At 44.2% G+C, this 17,876-nt stretch carries 13 protein-coding genes and 2 rRNA genes; 11 read left to right on the forward strand and 4 right to left on the reverse strand.

What is annotated here, in order from left to right; genetic code table 11:
• Window positions 1-370 precede the first annotated feature (370 nt).
• From BS636_RS05480 to BS636_RS05510, 7 genes are all read left to right on the forward strand, one after another.
• A 23S ribosomal RNA gene (locus BS636_RS05480) occupies window positions 371-3,264 on the forward strand.
• 215 nt (window positions 3,265-3,479) lie between these two features.
• Window positions 3,480-3,594, forward strand: a 5S ribosomal RNA gene (gene rrf / locus BS636_RS05485).
• A 134-nt stretch (window positions 3,595-3,728) separates the two neighbouring features.
• Window positions 3,729-4,061 carry a hypothetical protein gene (locus tag BS636_RS05490; protein ID WP_099337873.1) on the forward strand — a complete coding sequence of 111 codons (333 nt, stop codon included), beginning with the start codon at window positions 3,729-3,731 and terminating at the stop codon, window positions 4,059-4,061.
• A 344-nt stretch (window positions 4,062-4,405) separates the two neighbouring features.
• The gene (locus tag BS636_RS05495; protein ID WP_099337874.1) at window positions 4,406-5,764 is read left to right on the forward strand and encodes an MFS transporter; all 1,359 of its coding nucleotides are present in this window, start codon (window positions 4,406-4,408) and stop codon (window positions 5,762-5,764) included.
• 353 nt (window positions 5,765-6,117) lie between these two features.
• The gene (locus BS636_RS05500; RefSeq protein WP_099337875.1) at window positions 6,118-7,467 is read left to right on the forward strand and encodes an aromatic acid/H+ symport family MFS transporter; all 1,350 of its coding nucleotides are present in this window, start codon (window positions 6,118-6,120) and stop codon (window positions 7,465-7,467) included.
• Window positions 7,468-7,626: 159 nt separating this feature from the next.
• A complete protein-coding gene (locus tag BS636_RS05505) occupies window positions 7,627-8,361 on the forward strand; it encodes a hypothetical protein (protein ID WP_099337876.1) in 735 nt (244 codons plus the stop codon).
• Between the two features lie 92 nt (window positions 8,362-8,453).
• Window positions 8,454-8,783, forward strand: coding sequence for an ankyrin repeat domain-containing protein (locus BS636_RS05510; RefSeq protein WP_099337877.1), 330 nt, complete (start codon window positions 8,454-8,456; stop codon window positions 8,781-8,783).
• A 56-nt stretch (window positions 8,784-8,839) separates the two neighbouring features.
• On the opposite strand, the gene BS636_RS05515 is transcribed toward BS636_RS05510, so the two are convergent.
• Entirely contained in the window at window positions 8,840-9,400 is a 561-nt protein-coding gene (locus BS636_RS05515) for a type 1 glutamine amidotransferase domain-containing protein (protein WP_099337878.1), read from the reverse strand.
• A gap of 374 nt (window positions 9,401-9,774) precedes the next feature.
• Entirely contained in the window at window positions 9,775-10,467 is a 693-nt protein-coding gene (locus tag BS636_RS05520; protein WP_099337879.1) for a TIGR04219 family outer membrane beta-barrel protein, read from the reverse strand.
• Between the two features lie 302 nt (window positions 10,468-10,769).
• On the opposite strand from BS636_RS05520, the gene BS636_RS05525 reads away from it, so the two are divergent.
• The 4 genes from BS636_RS05525 (at window position 10,770) to zupT (ending at window position 15,183) form a co-directional block, all read left to right on the forward strand.
• Window positions 10,770-12,212, forward strand: a complete 1,443-nt coding sequence (locus tag BS636_RS05525) for an aldehyde dehydrogenase family protein (protein ID WP_099337880.1) — start codon at window positions 10,770-10,772, stop codon at window positions 12,210-12,212.
• 475 nt (window positions 12,213-12,687) lie between these two features.
• Window positions 12,688-14,163 (forward strand): sodium-dependent transporter, encoded by a 1,476-nt coding sequence (locus BS636_RS05530; protein ID WP_099337881.1) that lies wholly within the window; start codon window positions 12,688-12,690, stop codon window positions 14,161-14,163.
• 10 nt (window positions 14,164-14,173) lie between these two features.
• A complete protein-coding gene (locus BS636_RS05535) occupies window positions 14,174-14,284 on the forward strand; it encodes a methionine/alanine import family NSS transporter small subunit (protein ID WP_004814066.1) in 111 nt (36 codons plus the stop codon).
• Between the two features lie 83 nt (window positions 14,285-14,367).
• Complete coding sequence (gene zupT / locus BS636_RS05540; RefSeq protein ID WP_099337882.1) at window positions 14,368-15,183, forward strand: zinc transporter ZupT; 816 nt, start codon at window positions 14,368-14,370, stop codon at window positions 15,181-15,183.
• Between the two features lie 54 nt (window positions 15,184-15,237).
• Here the strand turns inward: zupT and rsmB are convergent, their stop codons facing one another.
• Window positions 15,238-16,542 carry a 16S rRNA (cytosine(967)-C(5))-methyltransferase RsmB gene (gene rsmB, locus BS636_RS05545; RefSeq protein WP_099337883.1) on the reverse strand — a complete coding sequence of 435 codons (1,305 nt, stop codon included), beginning with the start codon at window positions 16,540-16,542 and terminating at the stop codon, window positions 15,238-15,240.
• Entirely contained in the window at window positions 16,539-17,501 is a 963-nt protein-coding gene (gene fmt / locus BS636_RS05550) for a methionyl-tRNA formyltransferase (protein WP_099337884.1), read from the reverse strand. Before fmt ends, rsmB begins: the two co-directional genes overlap by 4 nt.
• Between the last annotated feature and the right edge of the window lie 375 nt (window positions 17,502-17,876).

Consider the following 17,876-nt stretch of genomic DNA (forward strand, 5'->3'; position numbering starts at 1 on the left):
ATACTGGAAAGAGCTAAGAAATAAGCGATCAAGTGCTTAGGTTATAGAGCTTAGTGATAAAGAGGCGTATTATTCGCTTCGTTGTTATTAACCTCTGTGATTTATCACAGTAATGCAGTCCGACGAGGATGCATTAAATCATTAACAGAATATATTTGAGTTGAAATAATTTGTTCATACTCGTTGAAAGCAACACAGGTAACTGTGAAGTGATTAAATGAGTACTAGCGATTAAACTGAATCAAGCGTTTTGGTATATGAATCTAATTGAAGCTGTACAGTGATTAAGTTCATGAAACTCTAACTGTGGCGATTAAGTTCGCAACGCGAAGTACTACTTGTAGGTACGAGCGACTGTTTGGGGTTGTATAGTCAAGTAATTAAGTGCATGTGGTGGATGCCTTGGCAGTCAGAGGCGAAGAAAGACGTGATAGCCTGCGAAAAGCTCCGGGGAGGCGGCAAATATCCTGTGATCCGGAGATTTCTGAATGGGGAAACCCACTTACCATAAGGTAGGTATCATTAACTGAATACATAGGTTAATGAGGCGAACGAGGGGAAGTGAAACATCTCAGTACCCTTAGGAAAAGAAATCAATTGAGATTCCCTCAGTAGCGGCGAGCGAACGGGGAACAGCCCATTAAGTCATATCAGTTTTAGTGGAACGCTCTGGGAAGTGCGACCATAGTGGGTGATAGTCCTGTACACGAAAGGGCTGATATGATGATGTCGAGTAGGGCGAGGCACGTGAAACCTTGTCTGAATATGGGGGGACCATCCTCCAAGGCTAAATACTCCTGACTGACCGATAGTGAACCAGTACCGTGAGGGAAAGGCGAAAAGAACCCCTGTGAGGGGAGTGAAATAGATCCTGAAACCGCATGCATACAAGCAGTGGGAGCCACGTCAAGTGGTGACTGCGTACCTTTTGTATAATGGGTCAGCGACTTATATTCAGTAGCGAGGTTAACCGTATAGGGGAGCCGTAGGGAAACCGAGTCTTAATAGGGCGTTTAGTTGCTGGGTATAGACCCGAAACCGGGTGATCTATCCATGAGCAGGTTGAAGGTTAGGTAACACTGACTGGAGGACCGAACCCACTGTCGTTGAAAAGCCAGGGGATGACTTGTGGATAGGGGTGAAAGGCTAATCAAACTCGGTGATAGCTGGTTCTCCCCGAAAGCTATTTAGGTAGCGCCTCGGACGAATACCATTGGGGGTAGAGCACTGTTTCGGCTAGGGGGTCATCCCGACTTACCAAACCGATGCAAACTCCGAATACCAATGAGTACTATCCGGGAGACAGACTGCGGGTGCTAACGTCCGTAGTCAAGAGGAAAACAATCCAGACCGCCAGCTAAGGCCCCTAAATTATAGTTAAGTGGGAAACGATGTGGGAAGGCATAGACAGCTAGGAGGTTGGCTTAGAAGCAGCCACCCTTTAAAGAAAGCGTAATAGCTCACTAGTCGAGTCGGCCTGCGCGGAAGATGTAACGGGGCTAAAACTATATGCCGAAGCTGCGGATTTGCAATTTATTGCAAGTGGTAGGGGAGCGTTCTGTAAGCCGATGAAGGTGGATTGAGAAGTCTGCTGGAGGTATCAGAAGTGCGAATGCTGACGTGAGTAACGACAAAACGGGTGAAAAACCCGTTCGCTGAAAGACCAAGGGTTCCAGTCCAACGTTAATCGGGGCTGGGTGAGTCGACCCCTAAGGCGAGGCCGAGAGGCGTAGTCGATGGGAAATTGGTTAATATTCCAATACTTCTGTTTAATGCGATGAGAGGACGGAGAAGGTTAAGTCAGCCTGGCGTTGGTTGTCCAGGTGGAAGACTGTAGGCATGCATCTTAGGCAAATCCGGGGTGCTCTATGCTGAGAGTTGATAGCAAGCTGTACTTGTACAGTGAAGTGGCTGATACCATACTTCCAGGAAAAGTCTCTAAGCTTCAGTTAAACAGGAATCGTACCCGAAACCGACACAGGTGGTCAGGTCGAGTAGACCAAAGCGCTTGAGAGAACTCTGCTGAAGGAACTAGGCAAAATGGTACCGTAACTTCGGGAGAAGGTACGCTGCCGGCGGTGATAGGACTTGCTCCTTGAGCTGTTGGCAGCCTCAGAAACCAGGCCCCTGCAACTGTTTATTAAAAACATAGCACTCTGCAAACACGAAAGTGGACGTATAGGGTGTGATGCCTGCCCGGTGCTGGAAGGTTAATTGATGTGGTTAGCGCAAGCGAAGCTATTGATCGAAGCCCCAGTAAACGGCGGCCGTAACTATAACGGTCCTAAGGTAGCGAAATTCCTTGTCGGGTAAGTTCCGACCTGCACGAATGGCATAATGATGGGGGCGCTGTCTCCAGCAGAGGCTCAGTGAAATCGAATTCGCCGTGAAGATGCGGTGTACCCGCGGCTAGACGGAAAGACCCCGTGAACCTTTACTGCAGCTTGACATTGAACTTTGATCTTACTTGTGTAGGATAGGTGGGAGGCTTTGAAGTGGCGACGCTAGTTGCCATGGAGCCGTCCTTGAAATACCACCCTGGTAATATTGAGGTTCTAACTCTGTCCCGTTATCCGGGACGAGGACCATGTCTGGTGGGTAGTTTGACTGGGGCGGTCTCCTCCTAAAGAGTAACGGAGGAGTACGAAGGTGCGCTCAGCGTGGTCGGAAATCACGCGTAGAGTATAAAGGCAAAAGCGCGCTTAACTGCGAGACCCACAAGTCGAGCAGGTACGAAAGTAGGTCTTAGTGATCCGGTGGTTCTGTATGGAAGGGCCATCGCTCAACGGATAAAAGGTACTCTGGGGATAACAGGCTGATACCGCCCAAGAGTTCATATCGACGGCGGTGTTTGGCACCTCGATGTCGGCTCATCTCATCCTGGGGCTGAAGCAGGTCCCAAGGGTATGGCTGTTCGCCATTTAAAGAGGTACGCGAGCTGGGTTTAGAACGTCGTGAGACAGTTCGGTCCCTATCTACCGTGGGCGCTGGAAATTTGAGAGGATCTGCTCCTAGTACGAGAGGACCAGAGTGGACGAACCTCTGGTGTACCGGTTGTGACGCCAGTCGCATCGCCGGGTAGCTATGTTCGGAAGGGATAACCGCTGAAAGCATCTAAGCGGGAAGCCTACCTCAAGATAAGATTTCCCTTGGACTTTATGTCCACTAAAGAGCCGTTGAAGACTACGACGTTGATAGGTTGGATGTGGAAGTGCAGTGATGCATGAAGCTGACCAATACTAATTGCTCGTGAGGCTTGACTATACAACACCCAAGCAGTTGTATACGAACTTCGAAAGAAGTGAGCATCAATTGATTTCATATTGATCTAACGATCAGACAAAAACTTGATTTAGTGAACGCTAAAGCGCAAACTACGACAACTCAGATACATCTGTTAATGAATTCTATTTGAAGAAAGCTAGGCACGAAGAGCACTGCTCTGAGAGAAGACCATAGCGAGTAAGCATACCAGTTGTGCTGGCGACCATAGCAAGAGTGAACCACCTGATCCCTTCCCGAACTCAGAAGTGAAACCTCTTAGCGCTGATGGTAGTGTGGGGTTTCCCATGTGAGAGTAAGTCATCGCCAGCTCATTATTCCAAAAGCCCCCTGCTAGCCAGGGGGCTTTTTTATGCGTGGAATAATGATTCGTCTAAAAAATAAACTTAATTTGATATAATCATGATCTTAATAAACTGAAATATAAAAATAAATTTGGAAAAAGCATGCAGATTCTTTTCATTTTAATTGTTCTATTGGCTTTGATTTACTTTCCAACCAAATACGTTGCTGAATACTTCGGGGCAGAGCGAACTGGTTTTTGGGCGATTTTGTTGACCTTAATTATTAATGGCTTCATTACCCAAGCTGTAGGATCATTTATCGATAATAAACTGATTACTTTTGTGATCATGCTAGGCATTGGTGGCTTACTGTTTCAACATATCCTGTCTGCTGCCAGCTACAGACAAGGATTTGTTATCTCATTATTAAGTCAGGTTGCTATTCTGGTCTGTTTCTTGGTGTTTGCTGGTACATATAGTGTTGTGGCTACTTAATGGTTGGAATAGATCTAGTCATTTATTAATCCTAATTTCAAAATACCTTCTGAACTTCATAAGGTGTTTTTTATATATGACCCAAATAATTGCTGTTTAAAACAAGAATATTCATGTAATACCTTCATTTACCTGTTATTAAATTGATTAAAAACTGGACTACTGGGTCTAGCTTTTTGCACCATTCTGCGACCTTTGTATAGTATTTGAGCAAAGTTAAGCATGCTCAACTAAGGCTGTTGCGAAAGCATGGCGGGATAAATCAATAAAAATAAGATTAAAGAGTTAATTGTCATGTGTCGCGGTTCAAAACAATGAAATTGAAAACTCACAGGAGGTGAGACGTGACAATGAATACAGTCAATGTAAATGACGTCATCGATAAGGCCAAATTTACCCCATTTCACTTTAATGTGGTGTTCTGGTGTTTGCTGATTATTTTATTTGATGGCTATGACCTGGCGATTAATGGTGTGGCTTTGCCGCTGTTAATGCAGGAATGGTCTTTAAGCGCAGTACAGGCTGGTATGCTGGCGAGTACTGCACTTGCAGGCATGATGTTCGGTGCCATGCTGTTTGGAACCTTAGCAGACAAAATTGGCCGTAAGAAAGTTATTATGATCTGTGTGGTGCTATTTAGCGGCTTTACCTTTGCTGGTGGCTTTGCATCTAACCCGACAGAATTCGGTCTATTACGTTTCCTGGCTGGTTTAGGCATTGGTGGTGTAATGCCAAACTTGGTAGCGCTTACTTCTGAATATGCACCGCAGCGCTTACGTGCCACCTTAGTTACTACCATGTTCAGTGGCTATGCGGTAGGGGGTGTAATGGCAGCTTTATTGGGTGCTTGGTTTACACCTAATTTTGCTTGGCAAATCATGTTCTTTATTGCAGGTGTGCCATTACTGTTATTGCCGCTAATCTGGAAATTTTTGCCTGAATCCCTGACCTTTTTGGTAAAAGCACAGAAGAACGACAATGCCCGTCAAATCATGCAGCGTTTAGATGATCAGCTGAGTTTAAATGCACAGACTCAATTGGCTTTAAGCGAGATCAAAATTGCTGAACCTGCTTTTGTCAGCAGCCTGTTTAAGCAGGGGCGTACAGCAAGCACATTACTGTTCTGGCTAGCCTTCTTCATGTGTTTGCTGACGCTATATGCATTGGGCAGCTGGTTACCGAAACTGATGATGGCAGCAGGCTATTCCTTGGGTAACAGTCTAATGTTCCTGCTAGCAATGAATATTGGCGCAGTGATTGGCACTGTAGGCGGCGGTATTTTGGCGGATAAGTTCCACTTAAAACCGGTGATCATCACCTTATGTTTATCCGGTGCAGTGGCATTATCCCTATTAGGCTTTAAGTCACCTCAGCCTGTGATTTACTTCCTGGTTGCTGTAGCGGGTGCTTCAGCGATTGGTGGTCAGATTCTGCTGTACAGCTATGTAGCACAATACTATCCATTAACTGTTCGTTCTACTGGCATTGGTTGGGCTTCAGCAGTAGGGCGTAGTGGTGCAATTGTTGGTCCTATCTTGATCGGTATGCTACTCGGTATGGAATTACCGCATCAGTTGAACTTCATGGCTGTCGGCTTGCCAGTGGTGATTGTAGCCATTGCTGTATCACTGATTGTGCGTAAAGACCGCGTGGTTGATGTAGATCCAGTCGCAGAGCAGAAGCTTAAAGCTGTCAAGGCTTAGTGACCCACCGGTTCTTATATTCATTTTTAGTCTTTAAAAACCGTGAAACCCCTTCAAATAAGGGGTTTCAGCGTTTAAATTCATAATTTTCCGCAGAAATCAAAATATATTTTTCCGCAGTCAAAATCACTAAAAAACATAGTTAAAAATAGATTTTAAATATATAAAACAAGTATTTAAATATTAATAATAACGTGATAAATCACATAAAAGTATGTTTCTTAAGATTTAATTTACCTTAACTATGGTCTTATTGTGACGCAAAAACCGCTTCAGTATATTCGCTCGAACTGGCTGTTTTGTCGTAATGGTCAGTAGGATTTATGGACAAGTACTCATGGGAGATGAGAACGATGACAACGGAAAAAATAGATGTTAATTCTGTAGTCGATAATGCGAAATTTACGCCTTTTCACTTCAATGTAGTTGCTTGGTGTTTACTCATTATCTTATTTGATGGCTACGATTTAGCAATTAATGGTGTGACGCTTCCACTCTTAATGCAAGATTGGGGCTTAAGCGCAGTACAAGCAGGTATGCTGGCCAGTACAGCACTTGCAGGCATGATGTTTGGTGCCATGATTTTTGGTTCACTGGCAGACAAGATTGGCCGTAAAAAAGTCATCATGATCTGTATCGTGCTATTTAGTGGTTTAACTTTCGCGGGCGGCTTTGCCTCTAACCCGACTGAATTTGGTATGTTACGTTTCCTTGCTGGTTTAGGCATTGGTGGGGTAATGCCAAACCTGGTAGCACTGACTTCTGAATATGCGCCACAAAAGATGCGTAGTACCTTAGTAACCACAATGTTCAGTGGCTATGCCGTAGGTGGCGTAATGGCTGCTTTACTCGGCTCATGGTTTACCCCAGATTTTGGCTGGCAAATCATGTTCTTTATCGCAGGTATTCCTTTATTTTTACTGCCTGTGATCTGGAAATTCCTACCTGAATCTTTGTCATTCATGGTGAAGGTAAATAAACAGCCTGAAGCACGTCGTATCGTGCGTCGCCTGGCACCGAATGTAAAAGTAACAGACAATACTGTATTCACTTTACCTGAAGAAAATGTACCTGAAGCTGCGAACGTGGTCAGCCTGTTCCGTCGCGGTCGTGCAGTAAATACCTTACTGTTTTGGGTAGCATTCTTCACCTGCTTACTGACGATGTATGCACTCAGCAGCTGGTTGCCAAAATTGATGATGGCTGCGGGCTACTCAATGGACAACAGTCTGATGTTCATGATGGTCATGAACGTAGGTGCAGTGGTTGGTATCGTCGGCGGTGGTATTCTGGCTGACCGTTTCCACCTGAAACCAGTACTGATGTTCCTGGGTATTATGGGAGCGATTGTGATGAGCTCAATGGGCTTTGCAGCGAACCAGTTCTTACTTTACATCTTGGTGTTCCTGGCTGGTGCAGCGTCAATCGGTTCGCAAATGTTGCTATACAGCTATGTAGCGCAGTACTACCCACTGGCAGTACGTTCTACAGGTATTGGTTGGTCTTCTGCGATCGGTCGTATGGGTGCAATTGTAGGTCCAATCCTGATTGGTGGCTTACTGGGTATGAATCTGCCTGCACACTTCAACTTTATGGCAGTTGGTTTACCGGTACTGATTACAGCGATTGCTGTTGCACTGATCATGCATGAAAATGAAGCTGACAAGATTGGTTCAGCGGATACAGTTGCAGCAAAAGCTTAAAACCAAGTTTGAAATAAGAGGCCTCCGAAAGGGGGCTTTTTTATGACAAAAGAAAAATAGTCATATAGCGTGTTTAAATATTTATAAGCACTTTATATTTAACATTATAATTGGCATAAATATTTTTAAAATTATAGAGATTTTACTAGAGGGGACGTAATGGAATTAATTGAGCAGATTGCTGAAGTTCTTAGAGAAGCTAAAAAAGAAATGCATGTTGATGCAATCGCTGAAGCAATTGTAGAAAAGTATCCACATACACGTGCACCTCTGTATGAATTATCTAAAAAAGTATCATCGTTATTAGCAAAAGACATTGCAAAGAAAAAGACGAAATCAGATTTTGTAAAACCAAAAAATTCTAAAGGTGCTCCTAGAAGAGGAATGTACCGAATTAAAATTAAAAGAGTTACTCCTGAAATTGTTCCTCCTCCTCCAATTGTAAATGTGCTTTATACAGGGAAAGCAGGCGAATTTGCTGTAATGTCTGAATTACTTTTCTTTGGTTTTAATACCTCATTTATGACTGTAGATGATGGAATTGATATCGTAGCGACTAAAGATAATAAATATTTTCATATCCAAGTTAAAACGGCAAATATCTCTGAATCAAACAACCAGTATAAATTTACTATTAATCAGAGATCATATGATTCAAAAGATGCCTCTTCAACTTTCTATATTTTTGTTTTGAGATCAGCTTCAGGACCGTCATTTGTAAATAACTATATTATCCTCCCGAATAGTGACATTAGCCGATTAATAGAATCTGGAATAATCACACAAGGTAATAAGTTATCTATTAGAATTGAAAAAGATACGACAGGAAAGTATTTATTGAACTCTAAAGAAGATGTCAAATATGCATTGAACCGGTTTGATAAGATACGTTAGTAAGAAAAAATCTATTACTTTTATTAGATTTATATAAAGATTAATTTAAGGCAATATTCTTCAAGATAAAGATATTTTTTAGGTAGAAAATTATGGAATTCAATTCTATCTCCCCAATCCCTGAAGATGATGAAGAACTTCATCTTCCTGAACTGGTGTACTGGGCTTCAGTCGGTGACGTTGAACAGGTCGAGCAGGGCTTACAAGAAGGTCTGGACGTCAACTCTGCCGATGAAGAAGGCTATAGCGCTTTACAGGCCGCTGCTGAAAATGATCATCTTGAAGTGGTGAAGCTGCTGGTGAGCAAAGGCGCAGATGTCGATCATCGCAGTACCTATACCGCTTTAGAGCTGGCTGAAATGGCAGGCAATAAAGACGTTGTGGAATATCTAAAAAGCCTGAAAGGCAGTATTCCCAAATAAGAAAGAATAAAAAGAAACCCCACAAGTTGGGGTTTCTTTTTAAAGGCAGTTTGGAATTACGGAATAATATCCATATCCGCTTCCAATTCTTCGACAATCGCGGTATTAAAAGCAGGTAAATCGTCCGGATTACGTGAAGTAATCAGTACCCAGCCATTGGTATTGCAGCGGTGTACTTCTTCATCGACCCATTTTGCACCGGCATTCTGCAGATCCAGTTTAATACTCTTATAAGAAGTCAGGTGTTTGTCTTTGACCCGACCTGCATCGATCAATGCCCATGGACCATGACAGATCGCTGCAATCGGTTTCTGGTTATCGGCAAAGTACTGAATAATGCGTTGGGCATCTTCATTAATCCGTAATTTATCGGCATTTACTGTACCGCCAGGAATCACCAGAAGATCATAATCTTCAACATTGACTTCATGCAGTGTGGTATCGGGTGTGTATTGTGCACTTTGCTTTTCATCACTTTCTACGGTTTGAACATCTTCATTTTTTTCTGCAGCATGAATGACTAGGAAGCCTTTTGATTGCAGGAAGTCCAGCGGTTGAACCAGTTCATCGTGTTCAATACCCGAGTTTGAAGTAATAATCAGAACTTTCTTGACCATAATTTTATATCTCAATATCTGCAGGGGTCTTTAGCTTAGCAATAAGGCATTTTTTGCAATGTTGCTTTTTTAGCCGAGGACTGTAAGCATTTATAGAAGAAAAGCCTGATAGAACAACAGAGAAAAACAATAGATGGAAAAAAGCCCCGATATCCTATCGGGGCTTTTCCGTATTTCGTGCTCTAGGTATAACTCCTGTCGTACCTCACGTCCTGGTGTATCTGCTTATTCTTGTTTTTATGTTTCGGAGCATCCTGCTCTCTATGTGTTTAAGATACTGCAGCTTGATTAAGCTCGAAAGACGTAGATGACAGCTTATGTTGTACGCCTAGGCTTACAGGATTTAAGCTAATTTCTGTAAGCCATTCTTTTCATTAAAAGTGCATATCTAGACCGATATAAGGACCTTTAAATTCGAGCTGAAGATCTGGTGCATTATTTTGCTCGGCATCCATTTTCATGATGCGATAACCCACTTTGGCACCAACGTCCACTAGCAGATTGTCAACAAAGTCGTATTGAAGTTCAGCCTGGACATCAGTCTTTTTAGTATCGCTACCATGGCTATAAACGGCTTCAGCTTTGGCACTCATACCGGTAAATGGCAGTTTGACACCCGCCGTTGCATAGAGCAGTGGGCTGTATTCATCCAGATCGTACTGGGTCGCAACACCAGCATTCAGGTTTCTCACCGTACCATCCAGATTAGTTAAGCCGACACCGACATCGGCATGTACAACGGTATCCAGCAATTCGTAATACAGAATATAGTCGATATTGTTCAGCTCGATATCTGAAGCGTTAAGCAAAGTGCTTTGCTCGCTGTTGCTGTCGAGATTTACGTATTTAATTTTTGCATTTGGCAACAATGGCACTGGATGTTCCAAAGCTACAGACAGCTGCACCGTCCCTTGACGATCCAGATCATGTTTGCTGGCATTACCAGACTGGCTATAACCGTCAAAATTCCAGTAGCTGGCATCTGCTTTTAGACCAATGACATCGGCATGGCTGATTGTAGTGAACGCCAGTCCACATAATAGGGTATTAATGATTCTTGCGTACATAGGTTTAATTTCCTTGTGCTTAACTCAAATTGCGCAGTTTTATGACCTAAATCCATATTTTTAATATTTCTGGCTAGCTGCATCATATAGATAATTTTCAAAATGTATATGGCAGGAAATAGGGGATCATTTGGTCAGGTTGCACTTCATTTTTTTATTTTATTTTGTCGTATCTGAGGTAATTGTAGAGCAGGCTTTTCAACCATCTACACCATGGTCTACATTTTAAAAACGCATGTCACTGGATCTTAGGCATATAATGAATTATATCGAAATATTGCGTGACCCTGAAAGGACGTGACATGACCAAAATCCGAGCAGTAATAGACTATCCGCTTTATGTTGCAGGTAAGCCTGTGGAAACTTCAGAATGGCTTGAGGTTCAGGATAAATATACGCATAAGGTCTGCGCACGTGTGTCACTGGCAGATGCCAAAATTCTGGAAAAAGCCATTAAAGCGGCAGTGAAAGCCGAAGCGGAAATGGCGGCTTTGGAGCCTTATCAGAAACAGAAAATCCTGCTGCACTGTGTGAAGCGCTTTAATGAAATTCGTGGTCAGTTGACCGAGATTCTGATTGCAGAAGGTGGCAAGCCACGTAAAGCTGCAGCAGCGGAAGTAGAACGTCTGATCAATACCTTCCAGATCGCTGCAGATTCTGTGAGCCAGATCGATTCAGGCCGCATGATTCCATTGGCAGTCACCGCCGCTGCATCAGGCTATCAGGGCTTTGTGAAACAGGTTCCGATTGGCGCCGTATCACTAATTAGTCCTTTTAATTTCCCACTGAATTTGACCGCGCACAAGATTGCACCTGCGATTGCCGCAGGTTGTCCATTTGTCTTAAAACCTGCCAGTCTGACACCGGTATCTGCCTTAAAAATTGCGGAAATTCTGGCAGAAACCGACTTGCCGCCAAATGCATTCTCGGTATTGCCATGTCCACGTGAACTGGCGGATGTACTGGTGACAGATGACCGCTTCAAAATGCTCAGCTTTACCGGTTCCGATGTGGTCGGTTGGGATATGAAAGCACGGGCTGGGCGTAAGAAAGTTACGCTGGAACTCGGTGGTAACGCCGCGGTGATGATCGAGCCAGATACTGAAATTACCGATGCGCTGATTGATCGTCTAATTGGTGGTGCTTTTGGTCATGCCGGACAGGTCTGCATTAGCGTGCAGCGCATTCTGGTACATCAGGATATCTACGCTGATGTGAAGAAAAAACTGGTGGCTAAGCTGAAAAAACTCAAACCAGCCGATCCTGATCTGGATACGACTTTGATCGGCCCAATGATCAAGGAAGCTGAAGCCAAGCGTCTAAAAAAATGGCTGGATAAAGCCGTAAAGAAAGGCGCGAAAGTTCTCAGTGGTGGCAAACTGGATGGTGTGATGTTTGAGCCGACTTTACTAGAAGATGTCGACCACGGTCTGGAAGTGTATAAGGACGAAGTCTTTGGTCCGATGGCTATTCTGGAAAAATACAGTGATTTTGAGGCTGGGGTCGAATGCATCAACAGCAGCCGTTTTGGTTTGCAGGCAGGTGTCTATACCCAGAATCTGAACAAGATGATGTATGCCTGGAACCAGTTACATGTTGGGGGCGTGATCATCAATGACATTCCATCTTTCCGTGTCGACAACATGCCGTATGGTGGTGTGAAGGATTCGGGTCTGGGCCGTGAAGGTATCCAGTCTGCAATTCGTGATATGCAGGAAGAGCGAATGCTGGTGATTAAAGCCTGATCATTGCAAAAAGAGAAAAGCGGATTTTGGAGAACAAATCTTTAAGATCCGCTTTTTTTTAAAGCTGTACTATCTAATCTGGGTGGGAATAGACTGATTTTCAGATCTCATCAAGAAATACTTAAAAAACAATATATTCCAAAAAGTTTTTAAATATATAACCTTGTAAATTAGTGTAAATTTGTAGAAATATTGAACGCTTGCACGCGATAGATTATAAAAAGTAAATATTTGAAGCAGAATTTACAGAAATTCCATTTAAAACTCAGTATTGTTGAATCCATATGCAGGAACAGTATGTGCAAGATGCTTTTATCCGGGATTTGACATGCTTGACCGTAGGCTGATTAGAGGCTGAAGCTCACAAGGCGCGGCTCTGATTTAAGCACCCAAAAATATTTTAATTGGTACTTTTTTTGCTCGCGCGATAACCACAATAAGCAGCATCTAAAGAGGCCTAAAGTTTAGGTGTTCTATGACAGATACTCGAGAAAACTGGTCAGCACGATCAGGATTTATTATTGCAGCCATTGGTTCTGCAGTAGGGTTGGGGAATATTTGGCGTTTTCCATACGTTGCCTATGAAAATGGCGGCGGGGCTTTCCTGATTCCTTATCTGATTGCGATTTTCGCAGCCGGTTTGCCACTACTATTTTTAGATTATGCAGTCGGACACAAGTTCCGCAAAGCACCGCCGATGGCCTACAAAAAACTCATGAATGCAGAATCTCTGGGTTGGTGGCAGGTGATGGTGACCCTGATTATCGGGATTTACTATGCCAGCGTGTTGTCTTGGGCCGGCAGCTATATGTTCTATTCCTTCGGACAGCAGTGGGGCACAGATACGCAAGCCTTCTTCTTCAATAGCTACCTGCAAAATGGTGAGGGCCTGACCTTCGGTTTTGTCCCTGTACTGTTCTTTGGCTTAGTAGTTGTTTGGGCTGCAGTGATGCTGATTCTTTACGGTGGTGTACGCCGTGGGGTAGAACTGGCAAATAAAATCTTTATGCCATTGCTGGTGATTTTGTTCACCATTCTGGTGATTCAGGCGGTACGTTTACCGGGTGCAGTAGATGGCTTAAATGCTTTCTTTACCCCGAACTGGGAAGCCATGACCAACTATAAAGTCTGGCTGGCAGCTTTTGGTCACATCTTCTTCTCACTGTCGGTGGGCTTCGGGATTATGTTGACCTACTCATCTTATTTGAAACGTAAAACTAACCTGACTGGTTCAGGCGTCGTGGTGGCATTGGCCAACTCGTCGTTTGAAATTCTGGCAGGTATTGGTGTCTTTGCAGCGCTTGGTTTTATGGCGTTCAGTTCAGGTGCCAAAGTTGAAGATGTAGTCTCTGGTGGTATCGGTCTGGCCTTTATTGCCTTTCCGAAAATCATTTCCAGTTTAGGCGCAGGCGGTGACCTGTTTGGCTTCCTGTTCTTTGCGTCATTGACAGTGGCAGGTATTACCTCCATGGTCAGTATCCTGCAAGTGCCAATCGCGGCATTCCAAGACAAACTGGGCTGGTCAAAGAACAAGTCAGTAACCATTATTGCCGGTGGTTCGGCAGTGGTTTCAACCTTGATCTTCTCGACTCATAGTGCGATTACTTTTGTCGACATCATTGACTACTTTGCCAATAACATCGGTATTGTTGGTGGTGGTCTGTTATCGATTATTTTACTGTCCTGGTTCCGCCGTCCATTGATGAAAGAGCTGGAAACGCATGTGAACGAGTTTGCCAGTCTGAAGCTGGGTGGCAGCTGGAAGTTCATGCTGACTTTGATCACGCCATTGTCTTTATTATTGGCATTGGCTTTAACCCTGAAATCAATCATGGCAGAAGGCTATGGCGGTTATCCTGCAAGCACGTTATGGCTGATCGGTGGGGGCACCATTGCATTCTTTATTCTGGGCGCCATTCTGTTGAGCCTAGTGAAAGACCGTCATAGTTAGGAGAATGAATATGAATACATCTGCATTGATTATGATGATTTTCTCCATCGTTTTATTATGGGGTGGTCTGGTACTGTCTGTTATTCATCTGGCAAAAAATCCAGAAGAACCAGAAGACTAACAATCTTCACATAAACTGATTGTTGCTCTAAATGAAGGCCATTATCATCTTTGGTGATAATGGCTTTTTTAATGGGCTGATTTATGGATATTGCTCCCGTTAGTGATGCACAAGTCTATACAGCCTTTGCCGTGACTTTATTTGCCGGCTTGGCCACCGTCGTCGGTGGGGGGCTGGTGCTATTTTTAAAAAAGCCCAACCTGCGTGTCATGTCTTTCGGTCTGGCCTTTGCTGCCGGGGCGATGATCTATGTATCTCTGACTGAAATCCTGACCAAATCTATTGATTCCTTCAGTGTGGCTTATGGCGCGAAAATGGGCTATGCCTGGGGAACATTCGCCTTATTGCTGGGTGCGGTGTTGGTATTATTACTGGATCATTTAGTCCCCAATCCACACGAAACCCTGGAGAAGAATAATGCCCAAGATCTAGGACAGGAACAGCTGCTACGTACTGGCTTACTGACCTTATTTGCCATCACGGCACATAACTTGCCGGAAGGTATGGCAACTTTTTTTGCGACTCTGGAAAGTCCGATGCTGGGTGCGCCGTTGGCGGTCGCAATTGCCATTCATAATATTCCTGAAGGTGTTGCGATTGCCTTGCCGGTATATATGGCCACGCATCGGCAATCTTATGCTCTGCTTGCCAGTTTAGTCTCTGGCCTGGCAGAACCTTTGGGGGCCGCCTTGGGCTATTTCATTCTGGCACCGTATCTGAATACCACCATCTATGGCATCATTTTCGGTCTGATTGGTGGCGTGATGGTCTATCTGGCACTGGATGAAATGTTGCCAACCGCCAAGCGTTATTCCAAAGGTCATGAAACGGTGTATGGCCTAATTAGCGGGATGGCTGCGCTTGCCAGCAGTCTGGTGATTTTTAAATTTTTGCAGTAAAACTCAAATATAAAAAAGGCAGCCGAAGCTGCCTTTTTCTTTTTAATAAATCAATTAAGCTGTTTTTTCAATTCGGCAATAGAAGAAGCCATCGCCTTGACCTGCTTTGGGTAGTAGCTGACGACCGTGAATCTGCTCAATGCCCCAATCGGCTTCGATCTTGATTTCTTTAGCATCCACATGGGTGTTAAAGAATTCAACCATCTGCTGTTCGTTTTCTGCTTTCAGAATTGAACAGGTGATGTAAAGCAACGTGCCGCCAACTTTCAGCTGTTGCCACATATTTTCCAGAATCTGCTTTTGCAGTTCGACAGTCTGGACAATATCAGTTGATTGACGCAGCAGGCGAATATCTGGATGACGACGCATCACACCAATGGCAGAGCAGGGTGCATCCAGCACGATACAGTCCGGTTGTTCCGCTGCCTGCCAGGTGATCGCATCAGCAGCAACGATTTCAATATTTTCGCCTTCAAGCAGCAGACGCTCCAGATTTTCCTGCACGCGCAGCAGACGCTTCGCGTCCTGATCCAGAGCAATCAGTTTTTTAGGGCTGTATTTTTCCAGAATATGCGCCGTCTTACCACCCGGCGCCGCACATGCATCGACCACATATTTGTTATTCAAATCTTGCAATAAAGTCGCACAAAGCTGAGCATGTTCATCCTGTACCGAAAAACCGCCGACATCGAAGCCAGGCAGATGTGGAACATGGATGCCATCATCCAGCACGATGCCAACTTTGGAAATACTGCAGGCATGTGCAGCGATGTCATGCTCATCCAGAATTTCCAGATATTCATCACGGCTAACCTGACGTTCATTTACACGTAAGGTTAATGGAGCCACCTGTTTCAGTTCAGTGCTTAGATCCACGAGCTGTTCAGGCCAGTCTTTCTTCAGGCGCTTGTAGAGCCAGCTTGGTAAACCATGTGCCTGTTTTAATGCAGTCTGAAATTCAGGTGTTTCACGTGAAACACGGCGCAGGATGGCATTGACTACACCACTTAAAGCCTGATAACCCAGCTGTTTTACCGCAGTTACGGTTTCAGAAATTGCAGCATGAGGAGCGATACGAGTTTCTAGCAACTGGTACAGACCAACATACAGGCAGGTTTCTACCGTATCGTTATTAATCGGTTTTACCAGTAGCGGTAAAGTTACGCTTTTTAGCGCATACCATTGACGCAGGGTACCAAGAACCAGTTCATGGAAAAGGGCGCGGTCACGCTCTGCGACTTTGCCTAAATGTTGTGGCAAAACACTGGCAAGTGATTGCCCTTGCTGTACCGCGAGCAGGGTGCGAATCACCTGGGCACGTAAATTCAGGTGTGATGTGCCGGCTTCGTAATGACTCATGCCAGTATTTGTCCTACATGTAATTTTTGAGTTTGATTGATTTGTACCGGATTCAGCGGTTTACCGCCCGGCCATTGCAGTGAAGTCAGGCAAATAGCTTTTTGATCGCCACAAGCGACATGTACACCATGCTTATCTAACGCAAGGATCGTACCTGGTGCTTTGCCTTCTGCATTTTCCTGAGATAACAAAGAACCCCAAACGCGCAGATTATTGCTGTCATCAATAGGCGTGAAAGCAACCGGCCACGGATTAAATGCACGGATATTGCGGTCAATCGTAACAGCACCCTGAGACCAATCGATTTTAGCTTCTGCCTTGGATAATTTATGTGCATAAACCGTAAGCGCTTCATCCTGCACTTCGCGGTTGTCGAGATAGTGCTGTAAACTTTCTTCTGATTCCAGCACTTTCACCGTTGCTTCAGCACCTTGCTGAGCCAGTTTGTCATGCAAAGATGCAGAAGTGTCTTGTGGCTCAATCGGGCAGATGGTTTTATACATCATATCGCCCGTATCCAGACCCGCTGCCATTTTCATAATGGTCACGCCAGTCTCGGCATCACCTGTGGCAATCGCACGCTGAATTGGTGCAGCACCACGCCAGCGAGGAAGTAAAGAGCCATGAATATTCAGGCAACCATATTTCGGCGTATCTAAAACCACTTGCGGCAAGATCAGACCATAAGCGGCTACGACCATTACATCAGCATTTAAAGTTTTTAGTTCCGCTTGCGCTGCCAGTCCTTCTTCAGTTGAAGATTTGAAATGTAGTGGTTGATAGACTGGAATGTTGTGTTCCAACGCCAGCTGTTTCACCGCAGATGCAGTGAGTTTTTGTCCGCGACCGGCTTTACGGTCCGGTTGGGTATAGACCGCCACAATTTCATGGTCGGTTTTTAGCAGCGCAGCCAATGCAGTGGCTGCAAATTCTGGTGTGCCTGCAAAAATGATTTTCACGGATGAAATTCCAAATAAACTTAAAGACATTATAAGGCATAAGGCAATTCGCAGCCTAATTCAGCACAGTCTTAAAGCTCGGAACAACCCATTACAGTGATAAATCACTCAAATTTTATATAAAAAAAACTCATGCAAATTGTAAAAAATATTCATGAAAGTTTTGTATTTAAACTGGAACGATAGCGGTATAGTAGTTTTTAATTAAAGATTTTAATCGTGTATGTATTGAAACTGTCCTGAGCATATCCCAGCCTATCACCCCTATAAGCGCCTGATTCGCCGGTGACTTGGTGTATAATATGTTCAATTTTCGATTGATTTCATGCTCTCGATCAGACAGATTTCGCCAGAGTGAATGACCTCATTCACCTC

Source organism: Acinetobacter sp. LoGeW2-3 (genome assembly GCF_002688565.1).
GTDB lineage: Bacteria > Pseudomonadota > Gammaproteobacteria > Pseudomonadales > Moraxellaceae > Acinetobacter.